The sequence below is a fragment of the Jiella soli genome (genome assembly GCF_020615385.1).
Lineage (GTDB): Bacteria > Pseudomonadota > Alphaproteobacteria > Rhizobiales > Rhizobiaceae > VKMB-3413.
This window is the reverse complement of the sequence record NZ_JAJAVB010000002.1, coordinates 589,258-606,656: the sequence shown is the minus strand read 5'-3', so window position 1 is coordinate 606,656 and position 17,399 is coordinate 589,258. Positions and strand designations below refer to the sequence as shown.

Annotated in this window: 17 protein-coding genes; 5 read left to right on the top strand and 12 right to left on the bottom strand. The window is 67.4% G+C overall.

Going from position 1 to position 17,399, the window contains the following annotated elements; all coding sequences use genetic code 11:
- Positions 1–247 precede the first annotated feature (247 nt).
- On the bottom strand, positions 248–586 hold the full coding sequence (locus LH400_RS03155; protein WP_229151179.1) for a c-type cytochrome: 339 nt from the start codon (positions 584–586) through the stop codon (positions 248–250).
- 180 nt (positions 587–766) lie between these two features.
- On the opposite strand from LH400_RS03155, the gene LH400_RS03150 reads away from it, so the two are divergent.
- The 3 genes from LH400_RS03150 (at position 767) to LH400_RS03140 (ending at position 6,076) form a co-directional block, all read left to right on the top strand.
- Complete coding sequence (locus LH400_RS03150) at positions 767–2,365, top strand: bifunctional aminoglycoside phosphotransferase/ATP-binding protein (protein ID WP_229151178.1); 1,599 nt, start codon at positions 767–769, stop codon at positions 2,363–2,365.
- A gap of 63 nt (positions 2,366–2,428) precedes the next feature.
- Positions 2,429–4,846 carry a phosphoketolase family protein gene (locus tag LH400_RS03145; RefSeq protein WP_229151177.1) on the top strand — a complete coding sequence of 806 codons (2,418 nt, stop codon included), beginning with the start codon at positions 2,429–2,431 and terminating at the stop codon, positions 4,844–4,846.
- 48 nt (positions 4,847–4,894) lie between these two features.
- Entirely contained in the window at positions 4,895–6,076 is a 1,182-nt protein-coding gene (locus LH400_RS03140; protein WP_229151176.1) for an acetate/propionate family kinase, read from the top strand.
- A 19-nt stretch (positions 6,077–6,095) separates the two neighbouring features.
- Here the strand turns inward: LH400_RS03140 and trxC are convergent, their stop codons facing one another.
- Positions 6,096–6,542 (bottom strand): thioredoxin TrxC, encoded by a 447-nt coding sequence (gene trxC / locus LH400_RS03135; RefSeq protein WP_229151175.1) that lies wholly within the window; start codon positions 6,540–6,542, stop codon positions 6,096–6,098.
- Positions 6,543–6,686: 144 nt separating this feature from the next.
- On the opposite strand from trxC, the gene LH400_RS03130 reads away from it, so the two are divergent.
- Together LH400_RS03130 and LH400_RS03125 are read left to right on the top strand one after the other, a co-directional pair.
- On the top strand, positions 6,687–7,091 hold the full coding sequence (locus tag LH400_RS03130; protein ID WP_229151174.1) for a host attachment family protein: 405 nt from the start codon (positions 6,687–6,689) through the stop codon (positions 7,089–7,091).
- 48 nt (positions 7,092–7,139) lie between these two features.
- Positions 7,140–7,451: a c-type cytochrome gene (locus LH400_RS03125; protein WP_229151173.1), complete on the top strand. Its 312-nt coding sequence runs from the start codon at positions 7,140–7,142 to the stop codon at positions 7,449–7,451.
- A gap of 40 nt (positions 7,452–7,491) precedes the next feature.
- On the opposite strand, the gene doeB is transcribed toward LH400_RS03125, so the two are convergent.
- From doeB to ehuR, 10 genes are all read right to left on the bottom strand, one after another.
- Positions 7,492–8,511 (bottom strand): N(2)-acetyl-L-2,4-diaminobutanoate deacetylase DoeB, encoded by a 1,020-nt coding sequence (gene doeB, locus LH400_RS03120; RefSeq protein WP_229151172.1) that lies wholly within the window; start codon positions 8,509–8,511, stop codon positions 7,492–7,494.
- A gap of 5 nt (positions 8,512–8,516) precedes the next feature.
- Positions 8,517–9,698 (bottom strand): ectoine hydrolase DoeA, encoded by a 1,182-nt coding sequence (doeA, locus tag LH400_RS03115; protein ID WP_229151171.1) that lies wholly within the window; start codon positions 9,696–9,698, stop codon positions 8,517–8,519.
- A 16-nt stretch (positions 9,699–9,714) separates the two neighbouring features.
- Positions 9,715–10,707, bottom strand: coding sequence for an ectoine utilization protein EutC (gene eutC, locus LH400_RS03110; protein ID WP_229151170.1), 993 nt, complete (start codon positions 10,705–10,707; stop codon positions 9,715–9,717).
- Entirely contained in the window at positions 10,707–11,693 is a 987-nt protein-coding gene (gene eutB / locus LH400_RS03105) for a hydroxyectoine utilization dehydratase EutB (protein ID WP_229151169.1), read from the bottom strand. Before eutB ends, eutC begins: the two co-directional genes overlap by 1 nt.
- A 4-nt stretch (positions 11,694–11,697) precedes the next feature.
- Complete coding sequence (eutA, locus tag LH400_RS03100; protein ID WP_229151168.1) at positions 11,698–12,474, bottom strand: ectoine utilization protein EutA; 777 nt, start codon at positions 12,472–12,474, stop codon at positions 11,698–11,700.
- Positions 12,471–13,148, bottom strand: a complete 678-nt coding sequence (gene ehuD, locus LH400_RS03095) for an ectoine/hydroxyectoine ABC transporter permease subunit EhuD (protein WP_229151167.1) — start codon at positions 13,146–13,148, stop codon at positions 12,471–12,473. The genes eutA and ehuD overlap by 4 nt, the downstream gene beginning before the upstream one ends.
- Before the next feature lie 4 nt (positions 13,149–13,152).
- On the bottom strand, positions 13,153–13,812 hold the full coding sequence (gene ehuC / locus LH400_RS03090) for an ectoine/hydroxyectoine ABC transporter permease subunit EhuC (RefSeq protein ID WP_229151166.1): 660 nt from the start codon (positions 13,810–13,812) through the stop codon (positions 13,153–13,155).
- Positions 13,813–14,141: 329 nt separating this feature from the next.
- A complete protein-coding gene (ehuB, locus tag LH400_RS03085; protein ID WP_229151165.1) occupies positions 14,142–14,999 on the bottom strand; it encodes an ectoine/hydroxyectoine ABC transporter substrate-binding protein EhuB in 858 nt (285 codons plus the stop codon).
- Positions 15,000–15,043: 44 nt separating this feature from the next.
- Positions 15,044–15,820 (bottom strand): ectoine/hydroxyectoine ABC transporter ATP-binding protein EhuA, encoded by a 777-nt coding sequence (gene ehuA / locus LH400_RS03080; RefSeq protein ID WP_370638315.1) that lies wholly within the window; start codon positions 15,818–15,820, stop codon positions 15,044–15,046.
- A 124-nt stretch (positions 15,821–15,944) separates the two neighbouring features.
- A complete protein-coding gene (gene ehuR, locus LH400_RS03075) occupies positions 15,945–17,327 on the bottom strand; it encodes a MocR-like ectoine utilization transcription factor EhuR (protein ID WP_229151164.1) in 1,383 nt (460 codons plus the stop codon).
- Between the last annotated feature and the right edge of the window lie 72 nt (positions 17,328–17,399).

Genomic DNA, 17,399 nt, shown 5'->3' with positions numbered 1-17,399 from the left:
CGAAGCATTTGTGACGGTGATGCAGAAGACGTTGGACAATGCATCCGTTGCGGCCGGTCGAGAGTCAATCGGCCGGCCTGGTCCAACCATCCGCTTCTTCATTTCCGTTTGGCGATTGTGGCGCTGCGGTGCAGCCCTGCCACAGCACCGGCCTTCCCAGGGGCGAGTTCGTATGCAGGTCCGAAGAGGCTCGTCGAGTGATGCCGGGATGCCTGCGCCCGCCGTCAATACGCTTCGCCCGTGCCGATCACTCCTGAATGCTCTGCAGATAGGCGATGATCGACGCGGCCTCGGTGGGCGAGAAGACGAATTCCGGCATGTCCGGATGGCCGGTCAGCAAGCCCTCGACCAGCGCCTCGCTGAGTTGTGAGACGGGATATCGCCGCGACAGGGTGCGGAAGGGCGGCGCGTCGGGATGCGGGCTCTCCCCGGTGGAACCGACGGCGTGGCACCGCGCGCAATGCCTCTCGATGAGCGCGTGGCCGGCGTCCCCGGCGAATGCCTGCTGCGCGTGGCCGGGCGAGCCTGGGAAGGCCAGACAGGCGGTGACGGCCGCCAGTCGCAGGCTCATCGAAACTATCGGCATGCGCATTCCGGTCCCCCCTTGCGTTTGTTCAACAGGATAGCCGGGGGGCCGCCTTCGACCTTGATGCCGATCAAGGCGATATCGTCAGTCACGCATAGGATGCGCTCGGAAAAGCGTCCCGGCGGTGCGAACCAGAGGCAGGGAGCCGCGTTGACGACGGTGACCCTATGGGAGCGCACCATGACCGACATGCCCGACCAGGGGGTCGTCCGCCTCTTGAAGACGTCCTGCTTCGAAGGAGACGATCGCCAGGCGATCGAGACGGTCACGACGCATATCTCGCTGCTGCTTCTCGGCGGCGAAACGGCACTCAAGCTGAAGCGGCCGGTCCGTCTCCCCTATGTCGACTTCTCGACGCCGGAACTGCGGCTGGCCGCCTGCGAACGCGAACTGGAACTCAATCGCCGCACCGCTCCGCAGCTCTATCGCGGCGTCCACCGTGTCACGCTGGAGGATGACGGCGCCCTGAAGCTCGACGGTGCGGGAAAGCTCGTGGACGCGGTCGTCGTCATGCATCGATTCGACGAGACGACGCTTCTTGATCGCATGGCGGAAGATGGCGCGCTGACGGAGCCGCTGATGGCGCGGCTCGGCGCCTCCATCGCGTCCTTCCATGCGTCCCTGCCGCCGCAGGACCGGAGCGGCGGAGCCCGGCGGATGGCGGTCGTCCTCGACGTCAACGAGGCGGCGCTGGCGACTACCGAGCTTTTCGGCGAGGCGGAGACCCGCCGTTTCAACGCCGCCTTTCGGGCCGAACTCGCCCGTTTTGCGCCTCTCCTGGATCGTCGCGCCGGGGAAGGCCTAGTCCGGCGCGGCCATGGCGATCTCCATCTTCGCAACATCTGTCTTGTGAACGGCGAGCCGGTGCTGTTCGACTGCCTGGAATTCGACGAGACCCTCGGGACAACGGACGTCCTCTACGATCTCGCCTTCCTCCTGATGGATCTGTGGCATCGCGACCTGCCGGACTTCGCCAATCTCGTCTTGAACCGCTATCTTGACCTGACGGGCGACGAGGCCGGGCTGCCGGCGCTGCCCTTCTTCATGGCGGTGCGTGCTGCCGTGCGGGCGCATGTCGGCGCGACGGCGGCGGAAGGGGCGGACGAGAACGGCGAGGAGCTTGCTGCGGCGGCGCGGAGCTATTTCGACCTCGCCGTCGATCTCCTTCGCCCGCGGGAGGCGCGGCTCGTCGCCGTGGGCGGCCTGTCCGGTTCCGGCAAGTCGACGGTCGCGGCCAGGCTCGCCGCCGGCATCGGACCCGTTCCCGGCGCCCGGACGGTGTCGAGCGACAGGCTGCGCAAGCGTTTGTTCGGCGTGTCGCCAGACACGCGGCTTGCGGCCGAAGCCTATGCGCCGGAGGTCACCGCGCGGGTTTACGATCGGCTCGCCGAGGCGAGCGCCGCCATCCTAGGCTTTGGGCATGCCGTCGTTGCCGACGCGACCTTCGAGCGCAAGGACGATCGCGACCGCATGGCCGCCGTCGCGCGGACAGCCGCCACGTCCTTCCACGGGCTCTGGCTCGACGTGCCTGCCGAGGAGCTTTTGCGCCGCGTCGGAAAGCGCAGGGGCGATCCCTCCGACGCGACCGAGGCGGTGGTCCGCCGTCAGCTGGCGCGCGACCACGGCTCGCTCGACTGGACGATCGTGCCGGGCGAGGGTGATCCGGAGGCGGTGGCTGCACGCGCTGGCGCCGTCCTTGCCGAGCGAGCCGCACGATGCGAGGCCGGCGACGATACGTCGCCCCCACGCGAACTTCAGAGTGAGCCGGGTGAACGTTGACCGCGATCAAGGTCGCCGGGCGCGGCCGGTGTTTCAACCGCGCAAGGAAACGAGGAGAACGGCATGACGCGAACTGGTTCCGTGTCCGAAGCGACGGCGCAGGCGCTCGGCGATGAGGAGCTGCAGCTTCTCGACCGCTACTGGCGCGCGGCGAACTATCTCTCTGTCGGACAGATCTACCTGCTCGACAATCCGCTGCTGCGCGAGCCGCTCAAGGCGGAGCACGTCAAGCCGCGGCTGCTCGGCCACTGGGGCACGACGCCGGGGCTGAACTTCATCTATGCCCACCTCAACCGGGTGATCAAAGCCCGCGACGCGTCTGTCCTCTATATCTGCGGCCCCGGCCATGGCGGCCCCGGAATGGTCGCGAACACCTGGCTCGAAGGCACCTATAGCGAGATCTATCCCGAGATCTCCGAAGATGCCGAGGGGATGAGGAAGCTGTTCCGCCAGTTCTCCTTCCCTGGCGGCATTCCGAGCCATGCGGCGCCGGAGACGCCGGGCTCGATCCATGAGGGCGGCGAACTCGGCTATGCGCTCGTCCATGCCTATGGCGCGGCGTTCGACAATCCGGACCTCGTCGTCGCCTGCGTCGTCGGCGACGGCGAGGCGGAGACCGGCGCGCTGGCCGCCTCCTGGCATTCCAACAAGTTCCTCAATCCCGCCCGCGACGGCGCCGTCCTGCCGATCCTCCATCTCAACGGCTACAAGATCGCCAATCCGACCGTGCTCGCGCGGATCAGCGAGGAGGAGCTGAAGGACCTCTTCGTCGGCTATGGCTACGAGCCGATCTTCGTCGAGGGCGAGGATCCCCGGCCGATGCACCGCAAGATGGCGGCCGCACTCGACCAGGCCTTCGACCGGATCGCGGCGATCCAGGAGACGCACCGCACGGGCGGCGCGAGCGACCGGCCGCGCTGGCCGATGATCATCCTCAGGAGCCCCAAGGGCTGGACCGGCCCAAAGGAGGTCGACGGCAAGAAGGTCGAGGGCTTCTGGCGCGCCCATCAGGTGCCGGTCGCCAATGCCCGGGGCGATGCGGATCATCGCATCATCCTCGAAGACTGGATGAAGAGCTATGAGCCGGAGGCGCTGTTCGACGAGACCGGGCGGTTGAGGCCCGAACTCGCCGCGCTCGCGCCGAGTGGCGAGCGCCGGATGGGTGCCAATCCTCATGCCAATGGCGGCATGTTGCGGAAGGAACTGCAGCAGCCGTCGATCGACGCGCACGCCATCGACGTGCCGGAGCCGGGCAGGACGGTCGCCGAGGCGACGCGCACCCTCGGCCGCTATCTGGAAGACGTCTTCAAGCTCAACGCCGAAACGAAGAACTTCCGGCTGGTCGGACCCGACGAGACCGCCTCCAACCGCCTCGACCCGGTCTTCGGGACGACTGATCGCGTGTGGATGGCGGGTATCGAGCCCTATGACGTGTCGCTTTCCCAGGACGGGCGGGTGATGGAGATCCTCAGCGAGCATCTCTGCCAGGGCTGGCTGGAGGGGTATCTCCTCACCGGCCGCCACGGCCTCTTCTCCTGCTACGAGGCCTTCATCCACATCATCGATTCGATGTTCAACCAGCACGCCAAATGGCTGAAGGTGACGCGGCAGCTGGAGTGGCGGGCGCCGGTGTCCTCGCTGAACTACCTCCTGACCTCGCATGTCTGGCGGCAGGACCACAACGGCTTCAGCCATCAGGATCCGGGCTTCGTAGACCACGTCGCCAACAAGAAGGCCGACGTGGTGCGGATCTACTTCCCGCCCGACGCCAATTCGCTGCTCTATGTCGCCGACCATTGCCTGGCGACCTACGACCGCATCAACGTCATCGTCGCCGGCAAGCAGCCGGCGCCGCAATGGCTGACTATGGAGGAGGCGAAGTCCCATTGCGCGGCCGGTGCCGGCATCTGGGACTGGGCTGGGACGGCCGACAGCAGCGAGGAGCCGGACTTGGTGCTGGCCTGCGCCGGCGACGTGCCGACGCTTGAAGCGGTCGCCGCGGCAGGGCTCCTGCGCGAGCTTCTGCCGGAGGTGAAGACGCGGCTCGTCAACGTCGTCGACCTGATGGCGCTGCAGGCGCCGGAGCAGCATCCGCACGGCCTGCCGGACGACCGGTTCGATGCGCTGTTCACCACCGACAAGCCCGTGGTCTTCGCCTATCACGGCTATCCGATGCTCATCCACCGCCTGACCTACAAGCGGACCAACCACCGCAACATCCATGTCCGCGGCTATCAGGAGGAGGGGACGACGACGACGCCCTTCGACATGGTGGTCATGAACGAGCTCGACCGTTTCCATCTGGCGCTGGAGGCGATCAACCGGCTTCCGGACCAGGGCGAGGCCGGGCGTGCGGCCGTGGCGGAACTGCGCAGGCGCCTTGCCGGCCACCGGACCTATATCTGCGAGCACGGCGAGGACCTGCCGGAGATCCGCGAGTGGAGCTGGCCCTACGGCACGGCGGCAAGGGCCGGCGACTGAAACGGGTCCGGGCCGTTCTTGAAGGGTCCCGCTCTTGAAGGAAGCGCGATGACGTTCGCCGTCCTGACCATCAATGCCGGCTCATCGAGCATCAAGTTCGCCCTCTTCGAGGTGAAGGGAGAGGGCGAGCCGAGCCTCGTCGCCAAGGGACTGATCGACGATACCGGCGAGGCTCCCTCGCTGTCGGTCTCCGGAGAGGAGGAGCCGATTCGGCTCGATGCCGGCGCATCCGAGGAGCGGCGGCTCGAACAGCTCTTCGCCGCCCTGTTTTCGGCGATCGAGGCGCGGCTGGACGGGCGCACACTCCTTGCCGTAGGGCACCGCATCGTCCATGGCGGACCGGACTTCAGCGAGCCGCTCCTGATCGACGACGATGTGCTCGCAGCGCTCGGGAAGCTGACGCCGCTCGCGCCGCTGCATCAGCCGCGCGGGCTGGAGCCGATCCACGAGATGCGGCGGCAAAGGCCGGACCTCAGCCAGGTCGCCTGCTTCGATACGGCCTTTCACCACCATCTGGAGCCGCCGGTCAGCCGCTACGCCATCCCGCGGCGCTTCGAGGCGGAGGGCCTGCGCAAATACGGCTTCCACGGCCTTTCCTACGAGTATATCGCCGGGCGGATCGCCGCGGCGGCGCCCGAGCTTGCGGGCGGCCGGATCGTGGTCGCCCATCTCGGCAACGGCGCCAGCCTCTGCGCCATGCGGAACGGCCGGAGCGTCGACACGACGATGGGATTTTCCGCGTTGGACGGCCTCGTCATGGGCACGCGCTGCGGTGCGATCGATCCGGGCGTCCTCCTTTACCTCCAGAGCGTCCACGGATTGGATACGGACGATCTGGAGGACCTTCTCTATCACCAGTCCGGCCTTCTCGGCGTCTCGGAGATTTCAGGCGACGTGCGCAAGCTCTCCGAAAGCGGGGATCCGCGCGCCAGGGAGGCGCTGGATCTCTTCGCCTTCCGGGCTTCGCGCGAGACCGCGGCGATGGCGAACAGCCTGAGGGGGCTCGACGCCCTCGTCTTCAGCGGCGGCATCGGCGAGCATTCGCCCTCCGTGCGGGCGGCGATCTGCGAGCGGCTCAGCTGGCTCGGCGTTGCGATCGACCCGGCCGCCAATGCGGCCGGCGCCGAGCGGATCGCGGCGCCGGAGAGCAGGGTTGCCGTTCTCGTCGTCGCGACCGACGAGGAGACGGTGATCGCCCGGCACTGCCTGAAGGCGATCGCCGGCGACTGACCGCCGCGTCTCGGCTGAATCAGGCTGCCGCTGCAGGCAGTCGCGCGCTCACCCATTCGACGATCTGCCCGGTCGTCATGGCTCCGGAGGACCGGCCGATCTCGCGCCCTCCGAGGAACAGGATCATCGTCGGAATGCTGCGGATGGTGAGCCGCGCGGCGGCGGCCTGCTCGGTCTCGGAATTGAGCTTCACCGCGCGGACCCTCGGGCCGAAACGCTGTGAAGCGGCCTCGAAGGCCGGGGTCATCATGCGGCAGGGGCCGCACCAGGGCGCCCAGACGTCGACGAGGACGGGGATCGTCCCCTTGGCGATCTGGCGGTCCAGATTGGCCCCGTCGACATCGTCCGGGTGATCGGCGAACAGCCGGGCACCGCACTTGCCGCATTTGGCGCCTTCGGCCGGCCGCGCCGGCGGCAGCCTGTTGACGCCGCCGCACCGTGTGCAGACCACGCGCGTCTCGCTCATTAGGTTTCCCCGTTCATGCCTCGTCGCAGGTATCATGCCGTGCCGCGGCGCGGATCGTCTTGATCTGACGCAAGGCGGCGGCCGCTCCGCCGTGGTGTTGTCAGGGCACGGGCGGATTTTACCGCCGAACCGGAGCAGCGATTCATGATCCTTCCCACTGGTACCGTCGTCGCGGTCGCCGATGGCGCGACCCTCAAGCTTTTCCGCAACCGGGCCGCCGAGCCGCATGTCGATCTCGTCGCCCTGCACGATCCCCATCTCGCCGCGTCCAATCCGGGATCGGGAGCGAGGCACCGCCACAGCTCGGCCAATCCGGACTCCGATCGTGGTGGCGAGGACGGCTTTGCGGCGGCGACTGCGGACTATCTGAACCGCTGGGCTCTCTCGGGCGGGCTGGAGCACCTCATGGTGATCGCCGATCCGAGGACCCTCGGCGAGCTGCGCCGGCATTTCCACGCGAAGCTCTCCGAGAGGATCGTCGGGGAATTGGCGAAGGACCTCACTACCCATCCGGTGGAGGACGTCGTCAACGCCATCCGCAACGCCTGAGGGGGTGGAAGCCCCTTTTCCGTAACGCCTGACATCCTGGACGAAGCCATGCAGCGCTCGATATCAGCACTCCTCGCCGGGTTCATGTTCCTCGCTCCGGCAAACGCGCAGACGGCGCTCGACGCAGCCGCCGGTCGCAAGATCGCCGAACGCTGGTGCGCCGGCTGCCACATCGTCGGGCCGGAGCAGAAGACGGGAACCGCAGACGTCCTCACCTTCATGGCCATCGCGAAGAAGACGGGGAATAACGTCGATTCCCTCGCGGCCTTCCTGGCGAACCCGCATCCGGTCATGGCCGATATCAACCTGACCCAGCGCGAGATCCGCGAACTCGTCGCCTATATCGCCAGCCTGCGCTGAGGCCCGGGCCGAGGGCTTGGCCTCGGCGCGATCGCCAGCCTCAGGTCTCCAGGACGCCGAGGACGGCGATACAGTCGCCGGCCTTGACGAGGCCGGGGAAGTGCCGGGCGGCAAGCACGCCGTCCATCTTGGCGGTGTAGGTGAAGGGCTCGACGCCGGTGCGATCGATCGGGTGGGCGCAGGCGATCGGCTGCCCCTTCACCACCGCGTCCCCGAGGTCGACCAGCGGCTCGATCAGCCCGTCGATCTCGGAGAAGGTGAAGCAGTCGTCGCCCGGCATGTCGAGCCATTTCGTCGGCCGCTTCTCGGGCGCGCCCTTGAGGATGCCGGCATGCCTGAGGACGCCCAGCGCACCGCGCTTTGCGATTTGCGCCGTGCGGGCCGAGGCCGTGCCGCCGCCGCCGAGCTCGGTGGTGACGAACACCTTGCCCATCGTCTCGGCCGTCGTGTCGAACATGCCGACCGCGTCGATCTCCAGCATCTTCACCGAATAGGGCGCGCCGAACGCCTCGACCGCGGCGAAGCAGGCCGCTTCCTGGCGCTTGTCGTCAAGGATGTGCGCGGCGGCGAAGGGCAGGAAGTCGAGAGTCCTGCCGCCGGAATGATAGTCGAGCACGATGTCGGCCATCGGCAGGAGGTCGCGGGTGACGAAGTCGGCGATCTTCTCCGTCGGATTGCCGAAGGGCCGGCCCGGGAAGGACCGGTTGAGATTGCCCTTGTCGATCGGCGAGGTCCGCGTGCCGGCCCGGAACGCGGGATAGTTCAGGGCCGGCACGATGATGATCCGGCCGGAGACCTGGTCCAGCTTCAGCGATCGCGCGAGGTCGAACAGCGCGATCGGCCCTTCGTATTCGTCGCCGTGATTGCCGCCGGTCAGAAGCGCCGTCGGACCGTCGCCGTTCTTGGCGACGGCGATCGGGATGAGGATCGAGCCCCAGGCGGAATCGTCCCGACTGTAGGGCATGCGCAGGAAACCGTGATGGATTCCGTCCCTGTCGAATTCGACCTTCGCCACCATCGGCGAGGGCGGCAGGTTCTCGATAGCGGCCGGTCCGAACATGAGCGTCAGTCCTTCACGAAGAGCTGGCGCGGAACATCGGCGAGGAGTTCGTAGCCGGTCTCGGTGATGGCGAGGCTCTCGGTGATCTCCAGGCCCATGTCCTCCAGCCAGAGGCCAGTCATGAAGTGGAAGGTCATGCCCGGCTTCAACTCGGTCTTGTCGCCGGGACGCAGGCTCATCGTGCGCTCGCCCCAGTCCGGCGGATAGGAAAGGCCGATCGGATAGCCGGTGCGGTTGTCCTTGGCGATCCCGTATCTCTTCAGGACGCCGAAGAAGGCGTTGGCGATGTCCTCGGTCAGATTGCCAGGCCTCGCCGCTGCGAGGCCCGCTTCCATGCCTTCGAGCGTCGCCTTCTCCGCGTCGAGGAAGGCCTGGCTCGGCTTGCCGAGGAAAACGGTCCGCGACAGCGGGCAGTGATAGCGCTTGTAGCAGCCGGCGATCTCGAAGAACGTGCCTTCGCCGAGCTGCATCGGCCTGTCGTCCCAGGTGAGATGCGGCGCCGAGGCGTCGGCACCCGAGGGAAGCAGCGGCACGATCGCCGGGTAGTCGCCGCCATGGCCGTCGACGCCCCTGGTGCCGGCGTCGTAGATCTCGGCGACGAGATCGCATTTGCGCATGCCGGGCTCGATCTTCTCGACGATGCGCTGGTGCATGGCGCCAACGATCCGGCCGGCGATCCGCATGTAGTCGAGTTCGCGTGGGCTCTTTTCGGCGCGCTGCCAGTTCACCAGCGCCGTCGCGTCGACGAAGCGGGCGTTAGGCAGGCCCGCCTGCATGACCGCGAAGGCCTTGGCCGAGAACCAGTAATTGTCCATCTCGACGCCGATGGTCAGCCTGTCCGCGCCGCGATCGGCGATCATCTGCGAGAGGACCTCCATCGGGTGGCGGACGGTCGACTGGACGTAGTGGTCGGCATAGCCGACGATGTTGTCGTGGGCGAGATAGGCGGTGCGCTTCGCACCGTTCGCGTCCTGGCCGCGGCCGAACCAGACCGGCTCGCCCTCCGGCAGGACGAGAACGCCCTGATGGACGTAAAAGGACCAGCCGTCGTAACCGGTGAGCCAGGCCATGTTCGAGGGATCGGAGACCCAGAGCGCGTCCACGCCCTGCGCGGCCATGGCGCGGCGCGTCTTATCCAGCCGGGCGGCGTATTCTTCGCGGGAGAAGTTCAGTTGCGGGCCGGTCATCGGGCCGTCTTTCCTGTCAGGTTGCGAAACGGGTGCCGCGGTCGCCTGCGAGCGCGCGGGAATGGGCAAGGGTCGCGATCGCCGTGTCCTGGACGCCGGTGCCGGTGAGGTCGGCGATGGTCACGGCGTCGGAGGAGGGGCGGCCGGGGACACGACCCGCGACGATCGCGCCGAGTTCCGGAAAGACCTTGTCCGCAGAGACGAGGCCGGCGGCGATCGCATGGTGGAGTTCGCCGAGCCGCCGGGTCTGGGCGAGGCTGTCGGCGACATAGAGGTCGGCCCTCAAGAGCGCCGCCGGGTCGAGCTCGTTCTTGTGCTCGGCGTCAGAGCCCATGGCGGTGACGTGCTGGCCGGGCTCCAGCCAGTCGGCGAGAAGGAGAGGCGTGTCGCAGGGCGTCGTGGTGACGACGATATCAGCGCCTTTCACGGCCATGCGGGCGTCGGGCGAGGCTGTCACGGCGATGCCGAGTTCCTGCGAAGCCTCGCGGGCGGCCGCTTCCGCCCTGGCTGGATCGCGCGCCCAGATCCGCGCCTCGGCGATCGGGCGCACCAGGGTCAGCGCCTTCAGCTGCAGCTTCGCCTGCACGCCGGCCCCGAGGATCGCCGCGACCGCGGCATCGGGCCGGGCAAGGTGTCTTGCGGCGACGGCGCCAGCGGCGGCGGTCCGCACGTCGGTGAGATAGCCGTTGTCGAGGAACAGTGCCTCGACGAGCCCGGTGGTCGAGGACAGGAGCATCATCAGTCCGTTGACGCTCGGGAGGCCGAGCTTGGGATTGTCGAAGAAGCCGGGACTGACCTTGATCGCGAAGCCGGAAAGACCCGGCACGTAGGCGGTCTTCACGTCGACCTCGCCGCGATGTTCGGGAATGTCGAGGCGCATGATCGGCGGCATCGCGACCGGCTTCGTCGCCAGCGCCGCGAAGGCGTCCTCGATGGCGGCGACGACATCGAGGTCGAGTGTGACGAACTGCCGAAGCTCGGCTTCGGTGAGAATGCGAATATCGGGCATCAGCGAGGCGCCTCCAAGCTGTCGGCGCCGTTCACCACCGAACGGTGGAGGTCCATGGCGATGTTGCGGCCGGACAGGAGCGTCACCACGGGTCCCTGCGGCCTCACCTTGCCGGCGAGAAGCGCGGCGATGCCGACGGCGGCGCCCCCCTCGACGATCTCGCGCTCCTCGAAATAGGCGTGGCGGATGCCCGCCGCGATCTCGGCTTCGGAGAGGAGCACGACTTCGTCGACGAGATCGCGCACCGCTTCGAAGGTCCATGAATTGGCAAGGCCGATGCCGCCGCCGAGAGAATCGGCAAGCGTCGGCAGTTCCTCGACTTCGACCGGGCGGCCGGCGGAAAGACTTGCCTGCATCGCCGCACCCCGTTCCATCGAAATGCCGATCACCCGGGCGTCGGGCTTGCGGCCCTTCACCGCCGCGGCGATGCCGGCGATCAGGCCGCCGCCGGAGAGCGGCACGAGGATCGTCTCGGCTTCCGGCACGTCGTCCAGCATCTCCAGCCCGATCGTGCCCTGGCCGGCGACGATGGCGCGGTGGTCGAAGGGCGGGATGTCGGTGAAGCCTTCCTCCGCCACGAGGCGGTCGACCTCGCGCTGCGCCTCGTCCTGGCTCTTGCCGACGATGCGCGCCTCGGCCCCGAGCGCGGCGATCGCGTCGCGCTTGTTCTCGGGCACCAGCTTCGACATGCAGACGATGCAGCGTATGCCGAGATTCGAGGCAGCATGGGCAAGGGCCCGGCCGTGATTGCCGGTGGAGGCGCAGGCGACGCCGCGCGCCCGGTCGGCTGCGGAGAGGCTGAGGACGGCATTGGTGGCGCCGCGCAGCTTGAAGGCGCCGGTGATCTGCCGGTGTTCGAGCTTCAGGTATACCGGCACGCCTGCCCGGTCCGACAGGCTGTGCGACAGCTCCACCGGCGTGCGCCTCACGTTCCCGGCGATGCGGCTGGCCGCCTCCTGGATCTCTGGCAGGGCGACGATGGGCATCGGATCAGACCGTGACCGCAAGGGCGTTGGCGAACAGCCGGCCGGCATCGGGGCGGTCCGGCAGGATGCCGCAATGGGCGAGGCAGGCCCAGGCGCTCGCCTGGTTGGACGTCACCACCGGACGCCCGATCCGCTCCTCGATCTCGGCGGCGACGCTCGCCGAACGGAGAGCCGTGCAGGAGATGAACAGCGCTTCGGCGTCCGGCGCCGTCGCCGCCACGGCGGCCTCCACCAGTGACGCCTCGGCGATCCGGGCCATCTCGCGGTCGTCCTCGAGACCGAGGCAGGTGAAGCTCGCGATCGAAAAGCCCGCCTCGGTGAAGTAGCGCGCCATCGGAGCGCTGGTCTCGGGCGTATAGGGGGTCAGCACGCTGATGCGGTTGGCCCCGAGCGTTCGCAGTCCCCTTGCGGCGGCGTCGGCCGGCGTGACGACCGGAACATTTGGCTTGGCGGAGCGGATCGCCGCCGCGACGGCCTTGTCGCCGATCACCACCGAGGCCGAGGTGCAGGAGAAGCAGACGACGTCGAGGTCTTCCTCCGGTAGGATCAGCGCCGCCGCCTCCGCCAGCCGCGGCTGCATGGCGCGAAGGTTCTCGGGTGTCACCGGGTTCGCGTAGGCGATGCGCGTTGCGAACAGGCCGACGCGCGCCGAAGCGACGAGACGCGAGAAATCGGCCTCGGTCGAGTGGTCGGTGGCAAGCAGGATCAGGCCGACGCGCTTCTCGATCGCGCGGGGATCGAAGGTGAGGGGGGCCTTCGCCGTGACGATGTCGGGGGTCATGACAGGGCCCGTCCGCGGCCGGCGCCGGCCCCGAAGCGCCGTTCGAGATATTTGATGCCGATCACCGAGATCAGGCTGATCACCAGGAAGAAGACGCCGACGAGGGTGATCGGCTCGAGATAGCGATAATTGTAGTTGGCGATCGAGCGCGCCTGGTTCATCAGTTCGAGGACGGTGATCGCCGAAAGCAGCGGCGTTTCCTTGAACATGGCGATGAGATAGTTCGCCAGCGCCGGGATCATCGGAAGGATCGCCTGCGGGAAGATCACGTGGAGCCAGGTCTGCCGGACCGTGAGATTGCAGGCCTTGGCAGCCTCCCACTGGCCGCGCGGCACGTTCTCGATGCCGGCGCGATAGACCTCGGACGTGTAGGTCGCATAGTGCAGGCCGAGGCCGATGACGCCGGCGACGAGCGGCGGAAGCGTCAGCCCGGCATCGGGCAGGATGTAGAACAGGAAGTAGAGCTGCACGAGCAGCGGCGTGCCGCGCACGAACTCGACGAAGGCCTTTGCCGGGACGCAGACCATCTGGGTCTTCGAACGGCGGAGCACCGCGAGGATCAGGCCGGCCACGGCCGCAAGGACGAAGCCGAGCAGCGTCGCGATGATGGTGATCTTCGCGCCTTCGAGCAGGGTCGGCAGGATCTGCCAGGCGAATCCCCAGTCCCAATCCATCGGCTTAGCCCCTCACGCCTTCGAGACCGCGCGAGACGCGCTTCTCGGCTTTCCTGACGCCGAAGGAGATGACCGACGAGATCGCGAAATAGAGGATCAGAATGGTGACGAAGGGGATGGCCGTGTTGCCGGTCTGCGCCCGCACGACCTGCGCCTGGAAGGTCATGTCGGAGAGCGAGATCAGGGAGACGATGGCGGTGCCCTTCAAGAGTTCGATCGCGTTGTTGCCGAAGGTCGGCAGCATCACCGCAAAGGCCTGCGGGAAGATCACGTGGCGCATGCGCTGGCCGCGGGTGAGGTTGAGCGCGATGCCGGCCTCGCGCTGACCGCGATCGACCGACTGAATCGCGCTGCGCACGACCTCCGCGCCGTAGGCGCCGACATTGAGGCCGAGGGCGAGCACGCCCGCCTGCATCGGCGACAGGGTGAAGCCGGCGAGCGGCAGGACGTAATAGGCCCAGAACAGCTGGACGAAGATCGAGGTGCCGCGGAAGAACTCGACATAGGCGACGGAGAGCCAGCGCACCGGCGCGAACCGCGAGATACGGCCGAGCCCCGCCACGATCGCGACCACAAGCGCGAAGACGCAGCCATAGATCGTCAGCTGGATGGTGATCCAGGCACCCTCCAGGATCAGCGTCAGATAGCCGAGCCACATGTCCATGGAAGCGGTTGGTCCTTGCGGGTTGATGTGCTGATGCACGATGGTGGGCCGTACGGCGAGCCCGGCCAAGACAGTGGAGGCGCCAGCCTCAACGCGTCGTCATTCTCGGGCCCCGTCCCGAGAATCCAGTCGGACGTCGGAGGCCGTGCATTTCGCGGCTTCGATCAGGCGCTTGAACTGCCACCCATGGATTCCCGGGACGGTGCCGAGAATGACGAAGCCTCAAAATCCGCGGCTATCCGTCCCCGTAGATGCTCCTTGGCATCGGCTTGCTATCGAAGCGTCGCGCCGACGGGAGGACGTCCCCATCGGCGCTCTCCCTCCGCCCCTTACTCTGCTGCGGCGCAGAGCTTTTCGCGCGAGGTCGCCATCGCGGCCTTGGCCGAGAAGCCGTAGGGCTCGATGATCTTGGCGAACTCGCCCGATTCCTTCAGCTCGGCGAGCTTCTCGTCGAAGGCGTCCCGGAGCGCCGTCTCGCCCTTGGGGAAGGCCGCACCGTCGCAGGCGATCGGAGAATCCTCGACCGGCGCGATCACCTCGACGCCGTCGCCGCCCTTTTCGGCGAGCGAATTGATCGACAGGACGGGCAGCGAATAGGCGTCGATGCGCCCCTGCTGCAGCATGGTCAGGCCGCTCTGGGTGTCAGGGACGACGATGACGCGGCTGCGCGGCACGCCGGCCTCGAGCGAGAGCCGCTCCTCGGTGCCGCCACCCGGCGCGCCGATGGTGGCGTCGGGGCTGTCGGCGATCGACTTGAAGCTGGTGAGGTTCTTCGGATTGCCCTTCTTCACCAGGAAGGCCTCGGCATCGCACAGCACCGGCTCGGAATAGGCGACCGCGTTGCAGCGCTGCGGCTTCATGAAGAGGCCGGCGGTCACCGCGTCGAAGCGGCCGGCCTGCAGGCCGGGGATCATCGCGCCATATTCGGAGACGACGGGGTCCAGCTTGTCGATGCCGAGCTTCTTGAATACCGCCCGGGCGACGTCCGGGGCCGCGCCCGACACCGTGCCGTCGGATTTCAGCTCGGTATAGGGCGGCTCGTTGCCGATGGCGATCCGGACCTCGCCCTTCTCCTTCAGAGCCTGGAGCGCATCCTGTGCGGAGGCGCCGGTGGCGCCCGCGAGGGCCGCGGCTGCGAAGGAGACGCCGAGAAGGGCGCTACGGATCAGTCGGGTCGATGCTGTCATAATTGCTCCAGTGCTTGGTCTGGTCGTGTCCCGTCGGGGACGGCTCAATGCGCCGCGAGGACCTTGCGCAGGAAGCCCTGCGTGCGTTCCTCTCGCGGGTTGGTGAAGATCTCGCCGGGCGGACCCTGCTCGACGATCCGGCCGCGATCGAAGAACAGGACGCGGTCGGCGAAGTCGCGGGCGAAGTTCATCTCGTGGGTGACGAGGAGCATGGTCATGTCGGTCTCGCTGGCGAGCAGCCGCATGACGTTCAGCACCTCCTCGACAAGCTCGGGATCGAGCGCCGAGGTCACCTCGTCGAACAGCATGATCTCCGGCTGGAGTGCCAGCGCGCGGGCAATCGCGACGCGCTGCTTCTGGCCGCCGGAAAGCTGCGCCGGCATCGCCTTGGCCTTTTCGGCCATGCCGACCATGTCGAGGAGTTCCATCGCCCGCTTTTCGGCGTCGGCGCGCTTCACCTTCTGCGTCAGCATCGGCGCCAGCGTGACATTGTCGAGGACCGACTTGTGCGGAAAGAGGTTGAAGTGCTGGAAGACCATGCCGATCTTGGCGCGCATGCGGTGGAGATGCGCCTCGTCGGCGGGAACCAGCGCATCGCGCTTCTTCATGTGGAAGAGCTGTTCACCGTCGACGATGATGTGTCCGCCCGACAGCGTCTCCAGCGTCATCAACAGGCGCAGGATCGTCGTCTTGCCCGAGCCTGAGGGCCCGATCAGGGCAATCTTCTCGCCCGGCTGGACGTCGAAGGTGAGATTGTCCAGCACGACGAGTTCGCCGAAGCGTTTGACGACATGGTCGAGCTGGATGATGGGATCCGCCACGGCGTGGTTCCGGTTGATCGAAGCTGCGTGACCTTACGATCTAGCGGGCTTCAAATCATGTCAATGTGGAAAATAAAATCATGACGATTTCGGTGGGCCTGCCGGTTTCCTGAGCGGGTCCTGCTCAGATCGCCAGCAGCAACGGCTCGGGATCGGACCGGATCAGGCTGGAGATCACCCCCATTCCGGTGCGAAATTCCTCCTCGCTGGTCGAGCCGACCGAGATGCGGACCGCCGTCTGGCGGACCTCGCCCGTGCGGAACGAACTGCCGGGGGCGATGGCGACGCCGCGCAGGCGCGCCTGCGCGATGAACAGGCTTTCCTCGCGCCCGCCGCTCAGCGGCAGCCAGACGTGAAGCGCTTCCGGATGGGCCTTGAACTCGATCCCGGAAAGCAGCTCGCGGGCGATCGCCTGGCGCTTGCGGATCGCCTGGCGCTGCCACTTCACGAGCTCCATCGCGGTGCCGTTGGCGACCCAGCGCGTCGCGATCTCGGCGACCATCGGCGTCGCGATCCAGTTGGTCACGAGATGCCGGTTGACGACCGCCGACAGCATGCGATCGGGAACGGCGAGATAGCCGGTGCGAAGCCCGGGCATGACGGTCTTGGTGAAGGAGGTGATGTAGATCGTGCGCTCGGGCGCCAGCGCAGCGATCGGCGGCGGCCGCTTCTCGACCAGCGGGCCGAGCACGTCGTCCTCGATGATCGCGATATCGTATTTCCGCGCGATCTCGACCAGCGCCTCGCGGCGCTTCAGGCTCATCAGCGTCGCCGTGGGGTTGATCACGTTGGGCTGGACGAAGAGCGCCCGCACGATGCTCTTCTCGCAGGCCTCGGCGAGGGCTTCCGGCACGATGCCGTCGTCGTCGAGTTCGAGGCCGGCAAGTTCCAGGCCGAGATAGCTCGCCAGCGGGATCAGCGTGTGGCAGCCGATGCCTTCGGTGGCGATCGTCGAGCCGGACGTCGCGACGGCGAGGAGCGCCGTGGTCATGCCGCCGGTCGCGCCGTTGGTCAGGCAGATGTTGGAGGGCGGGACGGTGAGCCCGCACAGCTTAAGCCATTCGCTCGCGACCGAGCGGTGGCGCGGGAAGATCACGTTCGGCCGAAACGACAGGACCGTCGAGGGCGGCAGGCTCTCGGCCAGCGAGACCAGCGCCTTGCGCATCCTGTCGAGATGCATGTCCTCGCAGATCGGCTTCAGGATCGACAGGTCGACGAGTTCGCCGAGCCGCTCGGGCAGATAGGGCAGGGCGGCCTCGCTGCGCTGCGGCCGCACGAAGGTGCCGCGGCCGGTCTCGCCGGAGAGGAGCCCGCGCCGGATCAGCTCCTCATAGGCGCGGCTGACGGTCTGCACGGAGACGTGGAGATCGTCGGCCAGCGTGCGATGCGGGGGCAGCCGGGCACCGACCGCCAGCTTGCCATCCAGGACCGCGCGGGCGATCTGGTCGGCGAGTGAGAGATAGACCGGACGCTTCAAAGCGTCCCGGTTCAGAAACCACATTGTCATGACACCAGTTTTCCTGAAATCATGTCAATCCACAATACAGGATCAAGGGTTTGTTCCGCGCCGGCGGACAAA